A 23,933-nucleotide genomic window follows, 5' to 3' on the forward strand; every position below is an offset into this window, starting at 1 on the left:
CAGTCCAGGTCGGTGGAGCCTGGCACCCAGCGCTGGTGTTTCGGCGCTCTTTGGCGTGGGAAGAATCAGTAACGGCCACCGGGAATCCTGGGTAGTGGATTTCGGTGACCGTCAAAGACCTCATGAAAAATCTGGGCTAATGCTCATTCTGTCGGCGCAAGTGCATAAGGTGGATTCATGCGATTGCTTCATACCTCCGACTGGCATTTGGGACGGACCTTCCATGGTGCGTCGTTGCTCGAAACCCAGCGCAACGTACTTCAGGAGATCATCGACATCACCCGCGAACAGCGGGTGGATGCGGTGCTGGTGGCCGGTGACATCTACGACCGGGCGCTGCCACATGTCGATGCGGTCCGCCTCTGCAACTGGGCGCTCGGTGAACTTCGCAAGACCGGGGCGACGCTGATCCTGACCAGCGGCAATCACGATTCCGCCTCACGGCTGGGCTTCGCCTCGGCACTGCTTGACTCCGCCGGGGTGCACATCTTCGCCGAACCCGCACGCATGCTCGAACCGGTGCTGCTCGACGGCGGGGACCACCAGGTGGCCGTCTACGGCATCCCGTACCTGGAGCCCCGCATGGTGATGGACGAGCTGCAGGTCGATCGGGCCAGCCATGAAGCGGTGGCCGGCGCCGCACTCACGCGCATCGAGGGGCATCTGGCCGGCTTGCGCCAGCAGGGTTCGCCGGTCGTCTCCGTAGCCATGGCTCATCTCTTTGCCGCCGGCGGACAGGGCAGCGACTCCGAACGAGAGCTGAGCACCGGAAATCTGGATGTGGTGCCGGCGCACCTGTTTGAGAACTTTGACTACACCGCGCTGGGACACCTGCATGGCCGGCAACGCATTACCGAACACATCCGCTATTCGGGTTCCCCCTTGGCCTACTCGTTCTCCGAGGTGAACCAGCGCAAGGGCGTGTGGCTGATCGATACCGGAGCCGAAGGCATCACCGGGTACCAGGAGGTCATCCTCTCGGTGCCTAAAAAGCTGGCCGTGCTCCGCGGAGACTTGGCGGACCTGCTCGCCGATGAGTCCCTCGAATACGCCCAGGACGCCTGGTGCCAGGTGACCCTGACCGATCCCGAACGTCCGGCCGATGCGATGAGCAAGGTGCGGACTCGATTCCCGGACACGGTGGTGCTGGCTTTCGACCCGCAAGGCGGCAAGGCGAAGGAAAAGTCCAGCTACTCCGAACGCATGGCCAAGGCGACCAGCACCGCGCAGGTCTGCTCGGACTTCATCGAACATGTCAGGGACCGGCACCCCGATGAACTCGAACGCGAATTGCTCGATTCGGTCATCCGCAGCACTCGTGAAGCACAGGTGAGCAAATGAGAATCCATCGGCTTAGAATTCAGGCTTTCGGCCCATTCGCTGGCGTCGAAGAAGTCAATTTCGACGAGCTGGCCTCCGGCGGACTGTTCTTGCTCGACGGTCCGACCGGTGCCGGGAAATCCAGCATCCTCGACGCGATCTGCTACGGCATCTATGGATCCTTGCCTGGAAATCGAGCCGGCAGCCGGCAGATCCGTTCGGACCATGCGGCGCTGGGAGTCGAACCGCAGGTCATCTGCGAGCTGACCATCGGGGACCGGCGATTCGAGGTCACCCGGTCGCCGGCATGGATGCGCCCGAGCAAACGCGGCAAGAATGGCATCACCGAACAAAAGGCATCCAGCGCGTTGCGCGAATTGGTCAAGGGGCAATGGGAAGCTCTCTCCACACGCAACGACGAGGTAGGCCAGGTCCTCGGGGGCCTCTTGGGACTGGACCGCGATCAATTCACCAAGGTGGTGATGCTTCCGCAAGGTGGCTTCGCCGACTTCCTGCGCGCCAAGGCCACCGCCCGTGAAGAGCTGTTGAGCAACCTCTTCGACACCAGCGATTACGCGAAGATCGAGGAAGAATTCAACGTACGGCTAGGCGAGGAACGCAAGAAGGCCGCCGCTGTTGAAGCGACGCTCAGCGCGCGTGAAAATGGCATACGCGAGGAAGCCACCGAGTACTTGGGGGCCCACGAAACGGGGGACCCGGAAGAGCCCGTGGAAGAGGTGGAGCAACCACTGGATTTAGCCGCAGAATTTGCGGGCTACGATGCCCGAATTCTTGCTCTAGCCACGGCGCATCAGGAAAACTGCGCAAACCAACGAATGCAACGCGACAAGGCGCTTAAAAACCAGCAATCCCTGGACGAACGCCGCCGCGTATTTGCCCGCCACGCCGAATTGCTGAGCCTGGAGGCAGAGCAAGAACGCATGCATCCCGCAGCCGTCCTTGCCGGACAGGGCCTTGAGCTCCATGGACGGGCCGCCGGAATCCGCGGCTATGAGGCTCAACTCAAGGACACGCAACGTGCGCTGAAAGAACTGACCGCGCCGTGGGAAGACAGCAAAGCCCAACTGCTGAAGGAGCACGGACTGCGGCTCCAGCCCAACGCCGAAGACCTTGAGAACATCCGAGTGCGCACGCTGAAATTGAGCAATCGGCTCGCAGTCCTCAAGGCGGCGGTGAGCGATGAGGCCAAGCAACAACGCCTTCGCCAAGAACTCAAAGAATCGATCGAACTGGCCGCCAAGCAGCTCAAGTCCCGCAGCGACGCGGAGAAGACGCTCGAACAATTGCGCCTTGGGCGCGATGAGCTTGCTGCGGATCCGGACAAGCTCGACGCGGTAGCCGCCGCCACGGCAAAACAACAGGCAACCGAAGAGCTGAAAACCGCGCAGGACTTGGTTGGCCAGGTCAAACTCCGCGATAAGCTCCGTATTGCGCTGACCAAAGCCGACATCGAGTATGCCGAGCAGAGCCTGAAGCTCAACGCCGCGGAAAATACGCATATCGCCGCGCAACGCACCCAACTGGAACAGAGCGCGCTGCGTCTTGCGGCGGCACTCGAAGACGGATCGCCCTGCCTGGTGTGCGGTTCGCTGGAACATCCACGGCCGGCCCAAGCCGAAGCCGGTGCCGAACTGATCGACGACGAACGGCTCGAAGCGCTGGAGAAAGAAGTCCAGGACGAACGCGACCTCCAGCAACGCAAGGCCAAGGCCCGTGACATCGCGACCACCAAATTCGAGGCAGCGGCCGAAGCCGCCCAGGAACTAACCGTTGAGGCGGGCCAGGCCAAAGCCGGCGAAGCGCAGGAAGCACTCGACGCGGCCGTTGCCGCACAAGCCCAGACTGCCGAGCTGGTTCGAAAACTCGAATCCCTGCGCACGCGCATCGAAGTAGAGACCGCGAAGGTCGCCGCGGCAGCGATGGACCACGCCGCGAGTACCAAGCAAGTGGAGTCCCTGAACACGCAGATTTCCGAGCTCGAGGAGAAACTCAGGCAGCTGCGTGAAGGCAGTGATTTGGGCATCGATGACGTAGTGCTGAAGGTACGCGCAGAATTCACGATCTTCAATCGCGCCTTGAACACGCTCAAGGACTACCTAGCGGCGGTGGATTCCGCGCAGAAGGCCCAAGAGAGCTGGACTCGTGAACGCGAAGAGGCCGGATTCGACGAGGACGCGAAATATGCGGCGGCGCTGCTGTCCACGGAGGCGCGCGAGGAATTCGAGCGCATCCATCACCAGGACACCGTACGTTCCAGCGCCATTGCCACGCTCAAGGGCTCCGAAGACTACCGGCGTGCCCGGGAATTCAGCGCCGCGGGCATTAAAACACCGACCGAGGAAGACCTGCGCGAGGCACGGGAGAACGCCAAATTGGCCGAGGAGCTGTTCGAGAGCGCACGCCAGGACGAGGTGCTCGCGCAGACCCAACTCGAACGGCTGCGCAAATCCGTCACGGCACTGGCCGAGTATCGTTCGGAATCAGGACCGGTGATCGACGCATACCGGCGCCTTCGCGACCTCGCCGAAGTAATTCGTGGTGGGGGAGAGAACAAGTACAAAATGACGCTCAGCACCTATGTGCTGGCGGCGCGCTTGGAAGAAGTCGCCGCGGCCGCGACCGAGCGATTGATGATCATGTCCTCGAATCGCTACTCCTTGCACCATGATGATTCGACCCGCGGCAACTCGAAGTCCGGTCTGGGCTTGCGTGTGCGTGATTCATGGACCGGCAAGGAACGCGATACCCAGACGCTGTCCGGCGGTGAAACCTTCATGGCCTCGCTGGCGCTCGCGCTTGGTCTGGCCGACGTCATTTCCCATCACAGCGGTGCCGTGGACATGCAGACGCTCTTCGTCGATGAAGGCTTCGGCTCCCTTGATGCGGAGACCCTGGAGCAGGTTATGGAAGCGCTGGAATCGCTGCGTGCCGGAGGGCGGATGATCGGCCTGGTTTCACACGTTTCAGAGATGAAACAACGCATTTCCAACCGTGTCACGGTCACCAAGACGCAGCATGGGTCGACCATCGATATGACTCCGGAAGTGATGCTCGCTATATGAGCTAGACATTGCCGAAGACGCTGGTATGTTGAAAGTAGTGCCATCAGGCATGTCTGGGAAATTTTGTGTGTCGGGGGGCGTGGGACGACACACGCTTTGTTGTGGAGAATTGTTGACTCAACATATGTTGTCCAACGAACCAAACGAAATCATCGAACCTAAACCAGGTTTTGCATCATTGGTTCCGATGGTTGGTACCGCGTACCTTCCGTTATCTTTCTTTGCCCGGCTTCCGCTGGCAATGCTCACCATCGGGTCCATGACCCTGGTGACTGCCTCCTCGGGATCCTATGCACTCGGCGGCCTGAGCGCCGCCATGGTCGGCTTGGGTTCGGCCATCGGCGGACCGACGCTCGGCTATCTGGCCGACCGCTTAGGGCAGCGCCCGGTCCTCATTCCGGCTGCGATCCTGCACACCATCTTGCTGCTCATACTCACCTGGTATGGAAACAGCGGGCCGGGCATGGTGGTCGGCGTGCTCGTGCTGATTTCCTTGCTTGCCGGTGCCACCGGCCCGCAAGTCGGCCCGATGTCACGGGTGCGCTGGATTTCGATGACACGCCAGCAGAAGAGAAACCCGAAGGTGCTCACCGCTGCGCTCAGCCTTGAATCCATGCTCGACGAGCTCGGCTTCGTCTTTGGCCCGGTAGCCGTTGGCCTGCTGGCATCGCTGCTGCACCCCACCTTGCCATTGTTGATTGCCGCGGTGCTCACCGTGGTGCTCGTCCCGGTCTTTGCCAAGCACCGCACCGGTGACGCGGTGAAGCTGCACGCCGCCGCCGCGCAGACCGGAAAGGTCCGCATCGGTCGTGCCCGGCTCGCCGCGATTGGCGCACTGGTTACGGGCATGATCGGATTGGGCACCGTCTTTGGCTCATCGGCCGCGGGCACCCTCGCCTTTGCCGGCGCCCAGGGGGACTCGAACCAGGGCGGACTGCTCTACGGAGCGATGGGAATTTCCAGCGCCTTGGCTGCCGTGTCCGTGGCCGCCTGGCCGCAAGGGTTCAGCCAGATCAACCGCTGGATCACCTGCGGCTTGGCGCTGACTATCGCCAGCTTCGGATTGCATTTTGCGGCAACCGTCCCATGGATGCTGCTGGCCTTGTTCGTCGCAGGCTTCGCGGTGGGGCCGGTAATCGTGACGGTGATGACCCTCGGCGGGGAGGTCGCTCCGCCGAAGTTGCTGTCCACCGTGATGACGCTGCTGTCGGCGGGCATCGTGGTGGGTACCTCGATCGGCAACGGATTGGCCGGGCTGCTCGCCGACTCGGCAGGCTATCTCGGGGCCTTCTGGGTCTCCAGCGCGGCCGCATTCCTGATTCTGCTCGCCGCATTGGCCATGAAGCTGATCGTCTCCCGGGCGCCGTCCTTGTCGCGGGTGCGGTAGCGCAGTTTGTGATTCAGCGAAGGCTCCTTCCCGGGTGGGAAGGAGCCTTCGCTCATCTGTGGTGCTTTTGCTGGCGCTAGTCCAGCTCGTCGCCGATGTTCAGCGCAGCTTCCTTGAGCGCGCGGACAATGCGTTCGCGATCATCCACGGTGCTCGTGGCGAAGACTACCGCGATCGCCGCAGGTGTTGGCCCGTTGTGGGAGATGGGAACCGCAATGGCCGTGACACCTTGGATCACTTCATCCTCACTGGTGGCGTACCCCTCGATGCGCGCGGCGCGCGCAGGCTCCCGGTACTCGATACCGGTTTGCATCGCGTCCCATTGGCCGCGCGTGTATTTGGACTGGATCGCGATCCCCGGGGCACCGATATCCATGCCATGGACCGAACCGGGGCGGTGAACGATGGCGCGGTGCGAGTGCAGCGGTTCGACCGACTGCAAGGTGGTGCACATGTCATGCTCCCAGACGGCGATGAAGGCGGTCATCGACAGTTCGTTGGCGATCTTGGTCAGCTCCGGCATCGCGGCGGTTTGCAGGTCACGCTGCACCGACCGGGCCAGCGCCGCTAATCCCGAGGCGGTTCGAATCCGGCCGGCTTCGTCGCGGCTGAGCAGACGGTGCTCTTCCAAGGTGCGCAATATCCGGTAGGCGATGGAACGGTGCACGTCGAGCTCGGCGGCGATTTCCGCGATGGTCAGATTGACCGTGGAGTCCGCAACGATCTCCAATACCCGGATACCACGAGACAAAGTTTGCGAGGATGACATCTTCTTCATTCCGGCGCTGCCGCCGAAAATTCCGACGGACAAATCGCCTTGGGCTCGACGCTAGTAGTTCTCAAAGCGAGTCTAAGGGTTCTCTATCCGAACGGCGAATTCGTTTTTTGAATTTCCTTGCCCCGCAGGTCTGCTGAATCGCCCGTGGTCCCACGGCCCGAAATGTGGCCCGCGCCTCGTTGGCTTGTGAGGATGATCACTCATAATCTACTATTGGTTTGTTACCCGTCCGAACGGTCGGTATTTAATCGCATCTTCAGCTGAGGACACTCGCACATGTCTACAACCGTATCCCGCACCCAGGAAGAGCGGCGCGTTCTCGCCGGCACCCTGGTCGGTACCACCATCGAGTGGTACGACTTCTTCATTTTTGCCCAGCTCACCGCAACCTTGCTGACTCCGCTGTTCCTGGAACCGCTGGGTGAATCGAACCCTGCGTTGGCGCAGATCCTTTCCTTCGCCATGATCGGCATTTCCTTCTTCTTCCGTCCGTTGGGCGCCGTCGTGGCTGGCCACCTGGGCGACCGCTACGGCCGGAAGAAGATCCTGGTGCTGACGCTGATCCTCATGGGCGTGGCCACCTCGCTGATCGGTGTCTTGCCGACCTACGCTGCGATCGGCATCGGCGCGCCAATCCTGCTGGTGCTCTTGCGTGTGATCCAGGGCTTCTCGGCAGGTGGCGAATGGGGCGGAGCGGCGCTGATGGCCGTGGAGCACGCACCGAATGCCCGTCGTGGCTACTTTGGCGCCTTCCCGCAGATCGGTGTGCCCATCGGCATGATTCTGGCCACCGGGCTGCTGTTCATCCTGCGGGTGTCGATGACTCCCGAACAGTTCCAGTCATGGGGCTGGCGCATTCCATTCCTGCTGTCGGTGGTGCTGATTCTTGTCGGCTACATGATTCGCCGCGCGGTGGAAGAGTCCCCGGTCTTCAAGGCCATGGCACAGCGCAAGGCTTCGGAGCACACCCCGCTGCGCGAACTGATGAGCACGAACCTCAAGCAGGTACTGCAGGCGGCGCTGATCTTCGTTTCCAACAACGCGGCCGGTTACCTGGTGATCGCGTTCTTCATCTCCTACACCACCAAGGTGCTGGGGATGGAGCTGGCGCCGATCCTGCTGGCGACCACCATCGGCTCGGTCGGCTGGCTGATCTTCACCCTGGTCGGCGGCTGGCTTTCGGATAGGATCGGACGCCGCAATACGTTCGTCATCGGCTACGGGATTGTGTTCGTCTGGATGATTCCGATGTTCATGCTCGTGGACACCGCGAATATCGTGCTCTACACGATCGGGATTTTTGTGCTCACCATCGGCCTGGGTCTTTCCTACGGCCCGCAGTCGGCGATGTACGCCGAGATGTTCCCGGCACGCATCCGCTACTCGGGCATCTCCATCGGCTACGCGCTCGGTTCGATCCTCGGCGGCGCCTTCGCCGCTACCGTCGCGCAGATCCTGCTGACCGCTACCGGTTGGTCCGGTTCGATCGCGGTCTACATTATGGTGCTGACCGTGATTTCCGCCGGCGCTGTGCTGTGGGTTGGCGAAACCCAGGGCCGCAACCTGCATCTGGAAGAAGTTGAAGGCGAAGAGGCTCCGGCATCCACCCTCGGCTAGTCATGCCGCGGCCAAAACAATAACTTAATAGCGGCGACGCGCCCACCGGCCTAGGCCGGTGGGCGCGTTGTCGATGAACGCACGATGAGCCGATGCTTGATCTGGTGCCCCTCGGCGGCTTCCAGCCCGCGGATGGTGCGCAGCAGCATCGCCACGGCCGTTTCGCCCTGTTCATGCGGACGCTGCTCGATGGTTGTCAGGCCGAACATTTCGGCGAGCTCATGATTGTCGATGCCGATCACCGACAGATCGTGGGGAAGCTGCAGGCCCAGATCCCGGGCGGCGAGCATCGCCCCGATGGCCATCTCATCGCTCGCGGCAAAGATCGCGGTGGGGCGGTGCCCCGGGTGGCCGAGCAGCTGCTTGGCCGCCTCGTAGCCTTGGGCCATGGTGAAATCAGCACCCATATACAATTCGTCGTCCACGCTCAGGCCGGCTTCGCGCAAGGCGCGTTCGTATCCGGCGCGGCGCTGGGTGGGGAGCTGGAAATCCAGGTCGGTTTCCTGGCTGCCGCCGATATGCGCGATCCGCGTATGGCCCAAGGTGATCAGGTGTTCGGTGGCCAGGGCCGCGACGGCTTCCTCATTCAAATACAAGGTGGGTGCCCCGGGCAGCGGCCCGCCCACTCCCACCAGGGGTTTATCCAGTGCATGCAGGGCGGCTACCTCGGCTTCGCTGAGCTCGACGTTCACCGCGATCACCGCGTCCACGCGTTGGCGCAAGAGGAAATCTGAGAAGACCTTTTCGCGCTGATCGACGTCCTTGCTCAACTGGTACAGCGTGGTGTCGTAGCCTTCGCGCATCAGCGCCGTGCTGATCCCTTCGAGCACCGAACCGTAGTACCAGCGGTTGATCATCGGCACCAGCACCCCGATATTGCGCGTTCGCCCCGAGGCCAGCCCCGAGGCGCTGGAGGAGACGACGTAGTCCAGCTCGTCGGCCGCGCGGCGCACCGCGGCCAGGGTGGTGGCCGAGACGTTGCCGCGGCCCGAAAGCGCTCGGGAAACGGTGGCGATGGAAACCCCTGCGGCTTCAGCCACGTCCTTGATACCGGCCACGTTGACCCTTCCTCGATGAATTGCTGAGCGGGTGCGGCATCCGTTGCCCGGATGCCGCACGTACTTTCGAGACTACCGGGCGCTACCGGCGCTCGGCGCCAAGCCACAAGGCCGATTCGGCCTCGATGACCCCGGGCCGTGACTGTTCGGCGCTGGCCTGCAAGACCGGCAGGCCGGCGAGCTGGCCGGGTAGCTCGGCGCGTTGCCCGGCGAAATTCACGATGACGGTCACCGCACGGTTGCGCAGCGCCAGCAGCTGCTCGCTGCCGGTCTCCAGCCATTGCACATCGCCGGAGCCCAACTGGTTTTCGCGGCGCAGGCGCAGCAGCGAGCGGTACATATTCAGGGTCGAATCGGGCTGCGCGGCTTGTTCCGAACGCGCGTAGCGCTCCCAGCTGGCCGGCTGCGGCAGCCAGCTTTCCCCGCTGGCGCTGAAGCCGAAGGCCGGGGCCGCGGCTTCCCAGGGGATGGGAACGCGGCAGCCGTCGCGGCCGTAGCGTTCGCCGTTGGTGCGGAACCAGGTAGGATCCTGCCGGGCGGCATCGGGCAGCTCCATGGCTTCGGGCAGGCCGAGCTCTTCGCCCTGATAGAGGTAGGCCCCGCCGGGCAAAGCCAGCATCAATGCGGACGCCGCCCGCGCCCGGCGCAGTCCGCGCGCCGGATCCGGGTGATTCGGCGTGAGCGGGCCGATGCCTTCGCCCTGCGGGTTGTCGTCGCGCAATGCCAAGCGCGAGGCGTGGCGCACCACATCGTGGTTGGAGAGCACCCAGGTGCTCGGCGCGCCGACGGCGCCGAAGGCGCGCAGGGAGTCGTTGATGACCTGCCGAAGCGCGGGCGCATCCCACTCGGTGCCCAAATACGGGAAGTTGAATGCCTGATGCATTTCGTCATCACGCACCCACTTGGCCATCAGCTCCAGCGGGCTGACCCAGGCTTCGGCGCAAAGCACCCGCTCGCCTTCGTACTCGTCCAGCACCTGGCGCCAGTCGCGGTAGATTTCGTGCACGCCGTCCTGGCCCCACCACGGGGCGAGCACCTCGTCGCCGCCCATGGAATCGCCGTGCGCCGGGGGAGTGAAATCCGGCAAGCCCTCGGCCTTGATCATGCCGTGGGCGACATCCACGCGAAATCCGTCGGTGCCGCGGTCCAGCCAGAAGCGCAAGACATCGCGGAACATGGCGCGCACCTCTTCGTTATGCCAATTGAAGTCGGGCTGGGAGGAATCGAAGATGTGCAGATAGGCCTGGCCTGGGGAGCCATCCGGTGCGGCGGTCCGGGTCCACATGGGGCCGCCGAACACCGACTCCCAGTTGTTGGGCAGCGCGCCGGCGGGGGCGTCGCGGAAGATGAAGCGGTCTCTTTCGGGGGATCCAGGTGCGGCGTTCAAAGCTTGCTGGAACCAGGGGTGCTGATCGGAGCAATGGTTTGGCACCAGATCGATGATCACGCGCAAGCCGAGTTCGTGGGCCCGGGCCACCATCTTGTCGAAGTCGGCCAAGGTGCCGAACAGCGGATCGACATCGCAGTAGTTGGCCACGTCGTAGCCGCCATCTTTTTGCGGGGAGGTGAAGAAGGGGGAGAGCCAGATGGCGTCGATATCCATGTCGGCTAGGGAATCGAGGCGCGAGGTGATGCCTGCCAGATCGCCAATGCCGTCCCCGTTGGCGTCGGCGAAGGAACGGGGATAGATCTGGTAGATCACCGAGGTGCGCCACCATTCCGAGCCGTGCCCGGACGCTGGGGATTCCGAAAGAGTGCGCGATTGAGTCATGCCGGTAACGATAGGCGATGAACGCACGATTGTAAACGCTTCCATTAAACCGTGAAGACGCAGACGGGTTCGGCGTGGTGAGGTTCGATCAATTCCGGATGCCTGCGGGAGGTGTTGCCAAACCTGATGATTTGTGTCACTCTGGAAACGCTTACATTCACGTCGTGATTCACGACACAAAATCAGTCCGGCCCAGGCGCAGCAGATCGAGACTCAGCCGGCGCAGATGAACCAAGTTGCCACGAAAGGTACACCCAATGAAGGTGAACACTCGCTCCCTGATAGTCGGCGGGGCCATGACGGCCATCGCCGCCCTCTCGCTGACCGCCTGCGGCGGATCCGGCACGAGCACCGAACCGGCGGCCTCCAACTCCCCGGCGGCTTCCTCCTCGGCACCGGCATCCGCCGGATCGCTGACCGTCTGGGTGGATGCCAACCGCGAACCGGTGCTGAAACAGGCGGCCAAGGAATTCGCCGCCAGCAGCGGCGTGAAAGTGGATCTGGTCATCAAGGACTTTTCCAAGATCCAGGAAGACTTCCTTCGCCAGGTTCCCACCGGCAAGGGTCCAGACATCACCATCGGCGCCCACGACTGGTTGGGCAACCTGGTAAACAACGGCGTCGTGCAGCCGGTCGAACTCGGCGATAAGGCGGCGGACTTCCAAGACGTCGCGGTCACCGCGATGAGCTACGAGGGCAAGGCCTACGGCGTTCCATACGCCACCGAAAACCTGGCGCTGCTGCGCAATACCGAGCTGGCCGGTGAAGCACCGGAAAGCTTTGAGGACATGATCGAGGCGGGCGAAGAATCGGGTGCCGAATTCCCATTCCTGGTCCAGGTCTCCGAAACCGGGGACCCCTTCCACCTGTACCCATTCCAGGCCTCCTTCGGCGCACCGGTCTTCGGCACCGATGAGACCGGCGCCTACGACGCCAGCAAGTTGGAACTGGGCAACGACGGCGGTGCAGAATTCGCCAAGTGGATGGCCGAGCAGGGCAAGGAAGGCACGCTGAAAACCTCGGTGGACAGCGACATCGCCAAGGAGAAGTTCATCTCCGGAGACTCGCCATTCCTGATCACCGGCCCATGGAACGTCGAGGCCGCCGAAGAAGCGAAAATCGAGCTGTCCATCGACCCGATCCCCAGCGCCGGCGGCGAACCGGCCCAGCCATTTGTCGCCGTCCAGGGGTTCTTCGTCTCCTCCAAGACCGAAAACCTGTTGGCAGCCACCGAATTCTTGACCAACTACATCGGCACCGAAGAGGTGCAGACCGAATTGTATGCGGTCGGCGATCGCCCGCCGGCAAACAAGGCTGCCTTCGAAGCAGCCAAAGCCGACGAGGTAGTTGCCGCCTTCGGCGAGGTCGGCGAGAACGGCGTTCCGATGCCGAACGTGCCGGAAATGGCAGCGGTCTGGGAATTCTGGGGTGTGGCCGAGGCGGATATCATCTCCGGCAAGGCCAAGGATCCAGTCAAGCGCTGGGATGAAATGGCTGCGGACATCGAAGCCGCAATTTCCAAGTAAACACCAGCGGCCGCTGGGATCCGACCCGCCTGGGCGGACCCCGGCGGCCGCAGCATCGATTATCGCTCACTAAAGATCGCTCGAGGAACTCCGGGATGACCATGAAAACCACCGCGCCGAAAGACCGTGCGCCGCAGGATGAACCAGCTAGGCTTTCCTCCACGGCCCAAGGCTTCACGCGCAACCTGAACACCGGGCTCGGAGCGATGCTCGTCAAGATCCTGGCCATCGCGGTCCTCGACGCGACGGCGCTCTTCGCGGTGTTCCTGGCCGTAGCCAAGGATGCGCTGCTGATCGCCAGCATCATCGCGGTGATCACCTTGGTCATCAACGCCATTTACTTCAAGCGCGGCTGGCTGCCGGCAAAGTACCTGGCTCCCGGGGCGGTGTTCCTGCTGATCTTCCAGGTCTTCGTGATCGGCTACACCGGGTATATCGCCTTCACCAACTACGGCTCCGGGCATAATTCGGACAAGGACGACGCGATCATGTCGCTGCTGCAAAGCAACCAGCAGCGCGTGCCGGAATCCGCCGGCTACCCGGTCACCGTGCTCGAAGGCGCCGATGGCCTGGCCCTCCTGGTCGAACGCGAGGGGCAGTCGCTGATGGGCGACGTCCAGCACCCGCTGGCACCCATCGACCCGGACGCGCTAGGGCAGTACACCCAGCTTTCCTTCGCCGACCTGCTCGGCCGCCAGCAGGAAGTCACCTCGCTGGCGGTGCCGATGAGCGAGAACCCGGCCGACGGAACGCTGCGCACCTCCGACGGGCGCACCGCCTACCAATACACCTCCACCCTGGTCTATGAGCCAAACGCGGACACGATGACCGATTCGACCACCGGCCTCGTCTACCGGGATACCGGAGTCGGAGCCTATAGCGCGCCAAGCGGCGAGCAGCTCATGCCCGGCTGGTCGATCAACGTCGGCTTTGACAACTTCACCCGCGCGGTTACCGACTCCTCGATCCGCGGCTCGCTGATCTCCGTGACCGCCTGGACCTTTGGCTTCGCCTTCCTCTCGGTGGCCACCAGCTTCTTCCTCGGCCTATTCCTGGCCATCGTGTTCAACGACCTGCGGATGAAGGGGCGCAAGGTCTACCGGGTGATCTCGATCCTGCCCTACGCGTTCCCCGCCTTCCTCGGCGGCCTGGTCTGGGCCGGCATGCTGAACAAGGACTTCGGCTACGTGAACCAGGTGCTCTTCGGCGGGGCGTCGATCCCGTGGCTGACCGACCCGTGGCTGGCGAAGTTCTCGGTGCTCTGGGTCAACCTGTGGCTGGGCTTCCCGTACATGTTCCTGGTGTGCACCGGTGCGCTGCAGTCGATTCCCGACGAACTGGCCGAGGCGGCCAAGATCGATGGGGCCAAACCCTGGCAGATCTTCCGGCTGATCAAATTGCCGCTGCTGCTGGTCTCCGTCGCCCCGCTGCTGATCTCCTCCTTCGCGTTCAACTTCAATAACTTCAACGTGATCTACATGCTCACCGAGGGCGGGCCGCGGCTAGCCGATTCGGGGATGAACGTCGGGGCCACGGACATCTTGATCTCCATGGTGTACAAGGTCGCCTTCGTCGGCTCGCAACGCGACTACGGGCTGGCCAGCGCGTTTTCCATCATCATCTTCCTGATCGTCTCGCTCGTCGCGGTCATCAGCTTCAAGCAGACCAAGGCCTTGGAGGAACTGAACTAATGAGTACTTCGATTTCCACCCCACGCAAGGCGCCGAAAAAGGGCTTTGGCCAATGGTTCGCGGCCACCGGCTGGCGGCACCTGATCGGTGTGGCCCTGTGCATCTACGCGGCCTTCCCGCTGCTCTACGTGCTCTCCGCCTCGCTGAATCCCAATGGCACCCTGCTCTCCTCCAACGGCTTCTTCTCCACCATCGGCTTCGAAAGCTACGCCAAGTTGTTCGCCAACGAACAGCGTCCCTTCGCCGCCTGGTTCGCCAACACCATGTTCATCGGGCTGACCACCGCCGCCGCCTCGGTCTTCCTCGGCGCGCTCGCCGCCTACAGCTTCAGCCGGATGCGCTTCAAGGGGCGGCGCTTCGGGCTGGTCTCGCTGCTGGTCGTGCAGATCTTCCCGCAGCTGCTGGCCGTGGTGGCGATCTTCATCCTGCTGACCACGCTGGGAGAGGTGTACCCGGGGTTGGGCATCGACAACCAGATCGCGCTGATCATGGTCTACCTCGGCGGCGCGCTGGGCGTGAACACCTATCTGATGTACGGGTTCTTCAACACCGTGCCGGTGGAAATCGACGAGGCCGCCAAGATCGACGGGGCCGGGCATGCACGGATCTTCTTCACCATGATCCTGCGCCTGGTCGCACCGATCCTCGCCGTGGTGGGGCTGCTGTCCTTCATCTCCACCACCAGCGACTTCGTGATCGCCTCCGTGGTGCTGGTCAGCCCGGAAAACCAGACCCTGGCGGTGGGCCTGTACTCCTACGTTTCCGAGGAGTTCACCTCAAACTGGTCGGTGTTCGCCGCCGGTGCGGTGCTCGCCGCGATCCCGGTGATGGCGCTGTTCCTTTTCCTGCAGAAGTACATCGTTGGCGGGCTGACCGCAGGGGCCGGAAAATAGGCGCCTGCCGATCGCCCTGAAAAGGGACTGCCACGTGATGGGACACTGCAAACGCGGTGTCCCATCCGCCTTCGCGAAACTGGCCGGTCCACCGCGTAAAGTAAGCCCCATGAAGTCACGCCTTCCCCGAGCCTCGCGCAAATATGTGGAGCAGCTGCGCCACGAGTTGAGCCACCTGACTCCTGCGGAACGAAATAAGATCATCGAGCAGACGCGGGCAAAAATCCACAAGCTCCCGGGGCGTGGCCGCACCCAGGTTGAGCTGATCGAACAGCTGGGAACCGCGGGCATGCGCGCGGCGAAATTCCAGCGCACCGCACCCGAGGCGCTCCAGGTGCGCAGCGGCAAGGAATTCCTGAACCGCATCCTCGGCTGGCCGATCCTCGCCTTTGCGCTGCTCACCACCGTAGTGGTGTACTTCGGCCCCATTGCGGCACCGGGAAACGCCGGCGACTGGACGCCCTTCGCCGACGGCGCGAACGGGGGACTAGCGCGGCTCGAAGCGCTGGTCGGAGCGCAGGTGATCTGGGTGGCGATCCTGCCGGTGCTGCTCAGCGTGGTGGGCCTTTACCTGCAGAACATTTTCTCCACGGTCATCGGGTTGCTTGGCGCGAGCTTCATGACGCTCGTGGTGGTCGTGGGGTCCTCGGGCATCGGACTCTTCTTCCTGCCCATCACCGTGCTGCTCTGGGCGCAGGTGCTCACTCCACTGATCATGATGCGCGGCTCCATGGCCCGGCCCGGCCCGCTGTGGCTGATCGCCGGGGCATTGCTCGTGCTGGCCACCGGGGTCTGGGTGGTTTCCGCGGGGCTGCGCACCAGTGAGCTGAACGGCTGGCTGATCATCGGTCCGGCGAGCCTGCTCGGCCTGCTCGCGGTGCTGCTGCCCACCCGCCAATGGTGGGCGCACATCCTCTTGGTCAGCGTCGGCATTCTGGTGATCGCCGCCGGCCTGGTCGCCGCGTTCAACTCCATCGGCTCGCTGGCGCTCATCGGCCCATGGGCTTCCGGAGGCGTCGCGTTCGCCGTAGGGCATCTGGCGCTCGCCGGAAATCTCTGGCACGAGCGGGCACGCAAGCTGCTGGCGCTGTATTAGACCCATTGTTGCGATAAAAACCGGTAGGCCGGCGAGATACCGAAAGCGGGCGCTGTCTAGGCCTAGACTGTTGCTATGAGCGAAGCCACAAACCAGCCACCGGAGATTTCTGCAAAGCGCGGGCGCGGCCGCCCACGCAAGGATTCCAACTGGACCACATTCGCCCGCGAGGATCTGGTCGAACGGGCGCTGTCCATCGCCGGGGACGAAGGCTTTGCGGCGGTGACCATGCACCGCCTGGCCGCCGAGTTCAAGGTGACCCCGCGCGCGCTCTACAACTACGTCAAGGACCGCCAGGAAATCATCAACCTCGCGGTGGAGCTCTTCTTGGACAAGGCGCCGCTGATCGATTTTGATCCGGCGCACTGGCAGGCGAGCGTACGCATGGCCTATGCCGAATCGCGCCGGCTCCATCGGGCGTTCCCGCGGGCCTCACTGGTGGGCATGGAGGAAAACGTCAATGTGACCATCGGTCCACGGCATGCGCTGCTGGTTGAGAGATTGCTCCAGTTCTACGTCGATATCAACTTGCCGCTGAACACCGCGGTCACCATGGTTCGCGCGCTGGAACAGGATGTGCTCGGCTTCGGGCTGCGCTTCGACTACACCTATGACCGGCTGCCGGAGGAGCATAAAGAACTTGTCACCCGCGTGATGCCAGAATCGCGGCTGGATGCCGCCGCGCAGGTGGCCGCGCCGCAATGCCGCGCGGCGCTGCAGCTGCCCGGCCAAACCAGCGACGAAATGTTCGAGGACCTGATCGAACTGCGCATCATCGCGATCGAAGCGATCCTGGCCAAGAACGTGGCCTCCCACTAGGGAATAAGTTCTCGACTCCGTGCGCTGAACTACTTGTGCACGCCATCCGGCCACCGCCGCTGGCGCAGTTAAATCGTGGAAAGTTGGACTATGCCCGAGCGATCTTTGACGGTACCGGAACCGCTGTCGTCCGGCGCGCGCTGGCGACTGCTCTGGGTGCTGCTGGCGACCATGTTCATGTCCCTGGTCAGCGTCAGCATCGTGAACGTGGTGCTGCCATCGATCGAGACCACCCTCGGTGCCTCCGAAGCCGATATGCAGTGGGTGCTGGCCGGCTACGCGCTGACCTTCGGTGTGGTGCTGGTGGCCGCCGGCCGTGCCGGAGACGTGCTGGGCCGCGGCGTGGTGTTCGTTGCCGGCGTGGTCATCTTCACGCTCTCATCCATCCTCGCTGGCCTGGCGCCGGACCCGACGAGCCTGAACATTGCCAGATTCATTATGGGCTTGGGATCCGGGCTGCTCAACCCGCAGGTGATGGGCATGATCCAGCAGCATTTCAAGGGCCCCGAACGCGGACGCGCCTACGGGCTGCTCGGTACCGTCATCGGCGTCTCCGTGGCGATCGGCCCGGTGCTCGGCGGCTTCCTCATCGGTTGGCTTGGACCCGATGCCGGGTGGCGCTGGACGTTCTTGATCAACGTACCGGTGGGCATCATCGCCGTGCTCTTGGCCTTGCTCTGGCTTCCCCGACCGCTGCTCGTGCGCGGCACCGGAAAGCTGGACCTGGACCCGGTGGGCGGCGTATTGCTGGCGGCCGGCCTGCTCGCCTTCCTGCTGCCTTTTGTGCAGGGGCGCGAAAACCCCGCCCTGTGGGCGCTGCTCGTCGTGGGCCTGGGGATCTTGGTCTTCTGGGTGCACTGGGAGAAGAAGTACAAGGCGCGCGGACGCGCCCCGATGGTCGAATTGTCCTTGTTCAAGATCTCCAGCTTCACCAACGGAAGCCTGATCGCCGGGCTGTACTTCATGGGAGTCAGTAGCGTCTGGGTTCTGGTGGCCATCTATGTGCAAAGCGCGCTGGACTTCAGCGCCCTGCAGGCGGGGCTGATCTGCCTGCCGGCGGCCTTGCTCTCGGCAGTCAGTTCCCAGCTGGCAGGAAACTACGTGATGAGTGTCGGACGCAAGCTGATCGTCTTCGGCGCCGGCAGCGCGTTGTTCGGCCTGCTGGCCACGATTATGGTGGTGGAGCTCGAAGCACGGGGTCTGCTCAACATCTGGTGGATGATGCTCTCGCTGGCCTTCATCGGCATCGCCCAGGGATTCATTATTTCCCCGAACCAGACCTTGACGCTGATGGAAGTTCCCGTGGAAAACTCCGGCAGCGCCGGAGGGCTCATGCAGACCTCGCAGCGTGTCGGCACCGCCGTGGGCCTGGCAATGATCACCGCGATCTTCTATGGGGTGAACCATCTGTCCGGCTGGACCAACGCGATGAGCTTCTCCTTCGTAGCCATCGCGCTGTTGGTGCTGATCACCATGTTTGTCGCCATTATCGATCAGCGCAAAGGGCACCGGGACCTGATCTCGATCGCCTAAGCGACCGCTCGAAAGAGCCACCGCCGTGGCCGTCCGCGGCTATCACTCCGCGCCGTGCGCCTGTGTCCCGAAAGGTGCCTGGACCGGCTAGGCCGGCTTTTAGTTCTGGATCTCGATGTCGCCAAGGGCATAAATGCGCCGTTTTCGACGGCGCCCTCCCAATGTGAATCCCTGCGTTCGCCCTTCATTGGCTTCTAATCCACCGCGTAATTCCACCTATCTGGCCTAGTCATTTCGTTTCAGATGGCGTTATGGGGCGAGGCTCCGCAGAATTGTTCACGAAAAGTGTTGCTGTGGTCCGCATCACTTGCTACAGTTTTACCGCTCAAGGGGATGCTATTCCCATTGCATGGGAAAATATTGCAAGTTGAACAGGGGTCAAAACATTGACTGAGAATCTACATCTAGGCGAGAACAATCTGCCGCTGGCCGGTATCCGTGTGCTGGAATTGGGAAATTTCGTCGCCGCACCGTTTGCCGCCCGCATCTTCGGTGACTTCGGCGCAGAGGTGATCAAGATTGAACGGCCTAACGTGGGCGATGAATTGCGTGACTGGCGCAAGAGCCGAGGCTCGACTTCGATGCTCTTCCGTACCGTGGGCCGCAATAAGAAGTCCGTGGCGCTGGATCTACGCAGCGAACTCGGGGCCGAAGCGATTAAGAAGATCGTTGCCAGCACCGATGTGATCATCGAGAACTTCCGCCCTGGCACCCTGGAAAAGTGGGGGCTGGGGCCGGAGGTGCTCAACGAAATCAACCCGAATCTGGTGATCGTGCGCATTTCGGGCTACGGCCAAACCGGCCCCTACAAGGACCGGGCGGGCTTTGGCAGCTCGGCCGAGTCCTTCGCCGGGCTGCGCTACATCACCGGCGAACCCGACCGTCCGGCAGGCCGCGCCGCGGCAAGCCTCGGCGATACCGTCGCCGGGCTCTACGGAGTAATCGGCGCGCTGATGCTGATGCTCAACCGGGCCCGCGGCGGCAGCAACCAATCAAGCAACGTGGTAGACGTGGCCCTGTATGAGGGGATCTTCTCGCTGCTCGAATCCCTGGTTCCGGACTACGACGCCTACGGCATGGTCCGCCAGCGCACCGGCGGGCGACTGCCTGGCGTGGTGCCCACCGGATCCTATACCTGCGCGGACGGTCTAGAGGTGGTGATCGGCGGGAACTCCAACTCGGTTTTCGTCCGGCTGATGAAGGCCATCGGACGCGAAGACCTTGCAACCGATACCAGCCTGCTGACCACCGAAGGCCGCGGGGCACGCGAAGAAGAGCTGAACGGCGCCATCGAATCCTTCACCGGGAGCATGCCACTGGAGCAGGCGCTCGAAGTCCTGGACGCCGCCGGAGTTCCCGCCGCACCGGTCTACGACGCCCCATCGATCGCCAAGGACGAGCACTATATCGCCCGCGGCATGATCGAAACCCATGAGGTCGTCATCGACGACGAACCAGAGCTGATTCGCTTCCCCGGTGTGGTCCCGAAAATTCCAGGCCATGAGGGGTCCGTGCGCTGGGTAGGGCCGGAACTCGGCGAGCACACCGATCAGGTCCTGCGCGAACTGGCCGGCTTCGACGCCGGACAGCTGGCGGCGCTGAACGCCGAAGCGGTGAGTAAATAATGCAGGTCGAGATCACCGACGTCTTCTTGCGCGATGGCTTGCAGGACGAGCCGGTCATCGTGGGCACCGAAGACAAGCTGCGCGTGGCCGAGGCGATCATGGATGCCGGGATCCGGCGGCTCGAGGTCGCCTCGTTTGTTAACCCCGCCAGGGTGCCGCAAATGGGCGATGCCGCGGAGCTGTTCGCCGGACTCAAACGCCGGGGTTCGGTGGGATACACCGCGCTGGCGCTGAACGGCAAAGGCATCACCCGTGCGGCCGCCGCGGGGGCGAGGGAAATTTCGGTGGTCACCTCGGCCAGCCAGGCGCACAGCAGCGCCAACGCCGGAGCGAGCATCGAAGAGGCGCTGGCCTCCCTGTCCGCAGACGTGGCCAAGCATCCAGCCACGAGATTCGTGGCAGGCATTTCCACCGCCTTCACCTGCCCGTTCGAAGGCGAAATCGGCGCAGAACACCTGTTGCGGGTGGTGCGCGCCTTCAAATCCATGGGGATCAGCAACATCGGGCTGGCCGACACCCTGGGCACCACCGCACCCGGGCGCCTGATGGATTCGGTGAAGTACGTGCAGGACCACGAGCCGGAGCTGACCTACTACCTGCATCTGCACAACGCCCACGGCCAGGCACTGGAAACCGTGGGGCTGGCCGTGGACGCGGGAATCACCCGCTTCGATGCCGCCTTGGGTGGCTACGGCGGATGCCCCTTTGCACCGGGAGCGGCGGGGAACCTGTCCACCGGTGAGCTGGTGGGCTACCTGCACGCCCAGGGGCACGACACCGGCATCGACGAAAGCGCGCTGGCCGAAGCCACCGCGCTGGCGCAGACCGTGGTGGCTTCCGCCCCGGCACTGAGCCCCAAAGAACTTCCCACCCGCTAGGCAACGTAGCCTAGATACCTCACAGGTTCAGCTATCGCCCGCGGCGCACGCCAGGCGGATGGTAGGCGGACCGGCAAACATCGGGAGAATACGATGTCAAAGAGCAATCAAATTGCAAACCTTCCGCATCAGGATGCGGATCGAGACCCGGAAGCCATGGAGCGGCTGCTGCAAAAGGCGCAGCTTCCCAAGGGGGCGCATCATTCGAATCCGCGCCATTCGACGATCACCGGCATGCCGATCTGGTTGTATGCCATCCTCGCGGCCGTGGTGCTGATCGCGGCGCTCACCGATAAGCTTCCCGGCGGGATGCTCGGCGGCTTTGCCGTGGCCATGCTGCTCGGCGGCCTGTTGATCTGGCTGGGCAACCTCTTCCCGGTGGTCCGCGACTTCGGGCTGCCCACGGTGCTGTGCACCTTCGTTCCCGCGGTACTGATCTTCTATGGCGTGATGCCCGAAGCGATGACGGTGGTGGTCACCGAATTCGTCACCACCCACGGGTTCCTTGACTTCTTCGTCGCCGCGGTCATCGCCGGTTCCATCCTGGGCGCCCCGCGCGCCCTGCTGATCAAGGCAGGCCCGCGCTTCGCCATCCCGCTGCTTTCCTGCATCCTGTTGGCCTTCACCCTGACCGGCGTGCTTGGTGCCCTCAGCGGCTACGGCTTCTGGACCGCGGTGCTCACCGTGGCGGCACCGGTGATGGCCGGTGGCCTCGGACTCGGCGCGGTGCCGATGAGCGAAATGTACAGTGCCCACAGCGGAGCGGATTCCTCGGTTTACATGGGCGATCTGATGTCGGCCGTGGTCGTGGCCAATATCTTCTGCATCCTCATCGCCGGGGTGCTCAACGGAATGGGCAAGCGCAAGCAGCTGTTCATCGGGTTCAGCGGCAACGGCGAGCTGATGCGGGTGAAGGGAAAGCGCGCGGAACTAGTCACCCCGCCCAAGCGCACCGTCGCAAGCTTCCTGACCCTGGGCAAGGGACTGGCCTTGACCGCGGTGCTCTTTGTCCTGGGCGAACTGCTGGGCGCCTACTTCGAGGTGCTGCACCCCTACGCCTGGATGATCCTCGCCGCCGCGGCGCTGAAGATCTTCGGCCTGCTGCCCAAGGAGCTTGAGGAGGCCACCACCGACTGGGGCGAAATGATCACCGCGGTGCTGGTTCCGGCCCTGCTGGTGGGCGTGAGCATTTCCTTCATCGACATCAACGAGGTGCTCGGCTCGCTGGGCGATCCGATGTTCATGGTGCTCGTGGCGAGCACCGTGCTAGCCGCGGGTCTCTCGGCCGGCTTCATCGGCTGGCTGCTGAAGTTCAACTTCGTGGAAGCCGCGATCACCCCGGGGCTGGTGATGGCCGATACCGGCGGCTCAGGTGACGTCTCGGTGCTCAGCGCCGCCGAACGCATGCACCTGATGCCCTTTGCCGCGTTGTCCACGCGCATCGGCGGAGCTTTCGTCTTGTTCCTCACCACCTTGCTGGTGCCCTTCCTGCCGGCATAGGGCCGGGGCAAGCTCCCAGCCCGAGGTAATGGCCCGAGCCGCGCACTGCGCGGCTCGGGCCATTACCGTGCGCGCTCAACTTGTTGCGCGCAGAAGGGCCAGCGCTTGCTGCTCGCCGGTGGCATCGAACCGGTCGTAGAACCGGCCCACGGCGCCAAAATGCTGCGGGAGGTGCAACGCGAAGTACTCATCACAGAATTCGGCCAATTCCTTGGGCGACGTTGCCGGGGCCACCGGCACGGCGGCGATCAGCCGGTGGGCGCCGAGCCGGCGGGCGAGCAGCAGGGCCGCCTTCATCGTGGCCCCGGTGGCCAGCCCGTCGTCGCATAGGACGAGGGTGGCTCCCGCTAGCGGGGGAGCGTAGTCGGCGAAGACCCCGGCCAGCCGGTCGGCCTCGGTGCGGGCGCGGCCTTCCACCTTCTCCACCGTGGACCGTCCGAAGTCGGCGAGCACCTGGGCATGGATCGCGGGGTTGAGGTAAGTTGCGAGGCTGCCGCGATAGCTGGCCAGCGCGCCGAAGGCCGTCTCGGCAAAGCCCGGAACCCCCAATTTGCGCACCGTCATAGCGGCCACCGGGGCACCTAACGCCTCGGCGACCTCGGCGGCGATCGGCACTCCTCCGCGCAGCAAGCCGGCGACCAGGTAATTTGCCGGCGGCAGGTTGCTGGCGAGCCGAACTCCCAGCTGCCTGCCGGCATCGTGGCGATCGGCGAACATCGGTGCTGCTTCGGTACCCATCCTCTTAGTCTGCGCGCTTCTGGCCAAGGGCGAAAGGGGACCTAAAGATCGGGCGAAGAAGTCTTTGCGCCCCGGGCGTCGCCCGTGAAGCTGGGCAATCCATCGGGGTGTGCCGGGTGCGGGCCACGAATTATCGCTACTTCGTTGGATCGCCGCCCGCCTCGTTCTACGCTGGGACTATGAAGCGATTTCTAGCAGTTCTAGTGGTGCCGCTCCTTGCGGTGAGCCTTGCCTCCTGCGCCGGTAGCTCCGGGGCGGGCGCGGACCCTGCCGGGCTCTGGGGCGAGAAGGCGCAGGGCAGTCCGTGGCTTGAGCTGGCCGCGGACGGAAAGGTGTCGGGCAACGATGGCTGCAATCGGATCGCCGGGCAATGGAGCGAGGCCGACGGCGAGATCCGCTTCGAGCAGCTGAGCAGCACCAAGATGTACTGCCCGGGAATCGACCCGTGGTTGGCTTCCGCGGTGGCCGCCCAGGTCTCGGGCGATACCATGCTCGTCCTGGACGCGGATAACGCGGAGGTCGGCACGCTGAAACGCGGTGAGTAGCCAAGGGCCCAAGCGGCGGCAAAAAAGCCTCAGGGGAGGATCCGAAATGGATCCTCCCCTGAGGCTTTGCGCGGT

The 23,933-nt window shown here is 63.5% G+C and carries 18 protein-coding genes; 14 read left to right on the plus strand and 4 right to left on the minus strand.

The window, feature by feature from the left end; all coding sequences use genetic code 11:
• Positions 1–177: 177 nt before the first annotated feature.
• The 3 genes from CQ015_RS17920 to CQ015_RS17930 all read left to right on the plus strand — a co-directional run bounded on the left by CQ015_RS17920 (position 178) and on the right by CQ015_RS17930 (position 5,790).
• The gene (locus CQ015_RS17920) at positions 178–1,341 is read left to right on the plus strand and encodes an exonuclease SbcCD subunit D (protein WP_105570305.1); all 1,164 of its coding nucleotides are present in this window, start codon (positions 178–180) and stop codon (positions 1,339–1,341) included.
• Positions 1,338–4,403 carry an AAA family ATPase gene (locus CQ015_RS17925; RefSeq protein ID WP_105554803.1) on the plus strand — a complete coding sequence of 1,022 codons (3,066 nt, stop codon included), beginning with the start codon at positions 1,338–1,340 and terminating at the stop codon, positions 4,401–4,403. Before CQ015_RS17920 ends, CQ015_RS17925 begins: the two co-directional genes overlap by 4 nt.
• Positions 4,404–4,527: 124 nt before the next feature.
• Positions 4,528–5,790, plus strand: coding sequence for an MFS transporter (locus tag CQ015_RS17930; protein WP_258134092.1), 1,263 nt, complete (start codon positions 4,528–4,530; stop codon positions 5,788–5,790).
• Between the two features lie 76 nt (positions 5,791–5,866).
• Here CQ015_RS17930 and CQ015_RS17935 read toward each other — a convergent pair whose 3' ends face one another.
• A complete protein-coding gene (locus CQ015_RS17935) occupies positions 5,867–6,601 on the minus strand; it encodes an IclR family transcriptional regulator (RefSeq protein WP_258133793.1) in 735 nt (244 codons plus the stop codon).
• Between the two features lie 243 nt (positions 6,602–6,844).
• On the opposite strand from CQ015_RS17935, the gene CQ015_RS17940 reads away from it, so the two are divergent.
• Entirely contained in the window at positions 6,845–8,185 is a 1,341-nt protein-coding gene (locus tag CQ015_RS17940) for an MFS transporter (protein ID WP_105554801.1), read from the plus strand.
• Between the two features lie 50 nt (positions 8,186–8,235).
• Here the strand turns inward: CQ015_RS17940 and CQ015_RS17945 are convergent, their stop codons facing one another.
• Positions 8,236–9,243 carry a LacI family DNA-binding transcriptional regulator gene (locus CQ015_RS17945; protein WP_105554800.1) on the minus strand — a complete coding sequence of 336 codons (1,008 nt, stop codon included), beginning with the start codon at positions 9,241–9,243 and terminating at the stop codon, positions 8,236–8,238.
• A gap of 82 nt (positions 9,244–9,325) precedes the next feature.
• Positions 9,326–11,014, minus strand: a complete 1,689-nt coding sequence (locus tag CQ015_RS17950) for a glycoside hydrolase family 13 protein (RefSeq protein WP_105554809.1) — start codon at positions 11,012–11,014, stop codon at positions 9,326–9,328.
• Positions 11,015–11,271: 257 nt separating this feature from the next.
• Between CQ015_RS17950 and CQ015_RS17955 the strand changes: the two genes are divergently transcribed.
• From CQ015_RS17955 to CQ015_RS17995, 9 genes are all read left to right on the plus strand, one after another.
• Complete coding sequence (locus CQ015_RS17955; RefSeq protein ID WP_105554799.1) at positions 11,272–12,540, plus strand: maltose ABC transporter substrate-binding protein; 1,269 nt, start codon at positions 11,272–11,274, stop codon at positions 12,538–12,540.
• 95 nt (positions 12,541–12,635) lie between these two features.
• Complete coding sequence (locus CQ015_RS17960) at positions 12,636–14,231, plus strand: ABC transporter permease subunit (RefSeq protein WP_105650790.1); 1,596 nt, start codon at positions 12,636–12,638, stop codon at positions 14,229–14,231.
• Complete coding sequence (locus CQ015_RS17965; protein ID WP_105554797.1) at positions 14,231–15,124, plus strand: sugar ABC transporter permease; 894 nt, start codon at positions 14,231–14,233, stop codon at positions 15,122–15,124. Before CQ015_RS17960 ends, CQ015_RS17965 begins: the two co-directional genes overlap by 1 nt.
• Positions 15,125–15,233: 109 nt before the next feature.
• On the plus strand, positions 15,234–16,220 hold the full coding sequence (locus CQ015_RS17970; protein ID WP_141393454.1) for a hypothetical protein: 987 nt from the start codon (positions 15,234–15,236) through the stop codon (positions 16,218–16,220).
• 75 nt (positions 16,221–16,295) lie between these two features.
• Complete coding sequence (locus tag CQ015_RS17975; RefSeq protein ID WP_105554796.1) at positions 16,296–17,039, plus strand: TetR/AcrR family transcriptional regulator; 744 nt, start codon at positions 16,296–16,298, stop codon at positions 17,037–17,039.
• A gap of 90 nt (positions 17,040–17,129) precedes the next feature.
• Positions 17,130–18,572, plus strand: coding sequence for an MFS transporter (locus tag CQ015_RS17980; protein WP_105650791.1), 1,443 nt, complete (start codon positions 17,130–17,132; stop codon positions 18,570–18,572).
• Between the two features lie 386 nt (positions 18,573–18,958).
• Positions 18,959–20,197 (plus strand): CaiB/BaiF CoA-transferase family protein, encoded by a 1,239-nt coding sequence (locus CQ015_RS17985; RefSeq protein WP_105650792.1) that lies wholly within the window; start codon positions 18,959–18,961, stop codon positions 20,195–20,197.
• Positions 20,197–21,075, plus strand: a complete 879-nt coding sequence (locus CQ015_RS17990; protein WP_105650793.1) for a hydroxymethylglutaryl-CoA lyase — start codon at positions 20,197–20,199, stop codon at positions 21,073–21,075. Before CQ015_RS17985 ends, CQ015_RS17990 begins: the two co-directional genes overlap by 1 nt.
• Positions 21,076–21,168: 93 nt before the next feature.
• Positions 21,169–22,575 (plus strand): 2-hydroxycarboxylate transporter family protein, encoded by a 1,407-nt coding sequence (locus CQ015_RS17995; protein ID WP_258138851.1) that lies wholly within the window; start codon positions 21,169–21,171, stop codon positions 22,573–22,575.
• Between the two features lie 75 nt (positions 22,576–22,650).
• Here the strand turns inward: CQ015_RS17995 and CQ015_RS18000 are convergent, their stop codons facing one another.
• Positions 22,651–23,313, minus strand: coding sequence for a phosphoribosyltransferase (locus tag CQ015_RS18000; protein ID WP_105650794.1), 663 nt, complete (start codon positions 23,311–23,313; stop codon positions 22,651–22,653).
• Positions 23,314–23,492: 179 nt separating this feature from the next.
• On the opposite strand from CQ015_RS18000, the gene CQ015_RS18005 reads away from it, so the two are divergent.
• The gene (locus CQ015_RS18005) at positions 23,493–23,858 is read left to right on the plus strand and encodes an META domain-containing protein (protein WP_105650795.1); all 366 of its coding nucleotides are present in this window, start codon (positions 23,493–23,495) and stop codon (positions 23,856–23,858) included.
• Positions 23,859–23,933 lie beyond the last annotated feature (75 nt).

The sequence above is a fragment of the Arthrobacter sp. MYb221 genome (assembly GCF_002979835.1).
In the GTDB taxonomy this organism is placed as follows: domain Bacteria; phylum Actinomycetota; class Actinomycetes; order Actinomycetales; family Micrococcaceae; genus Glutamicibacter.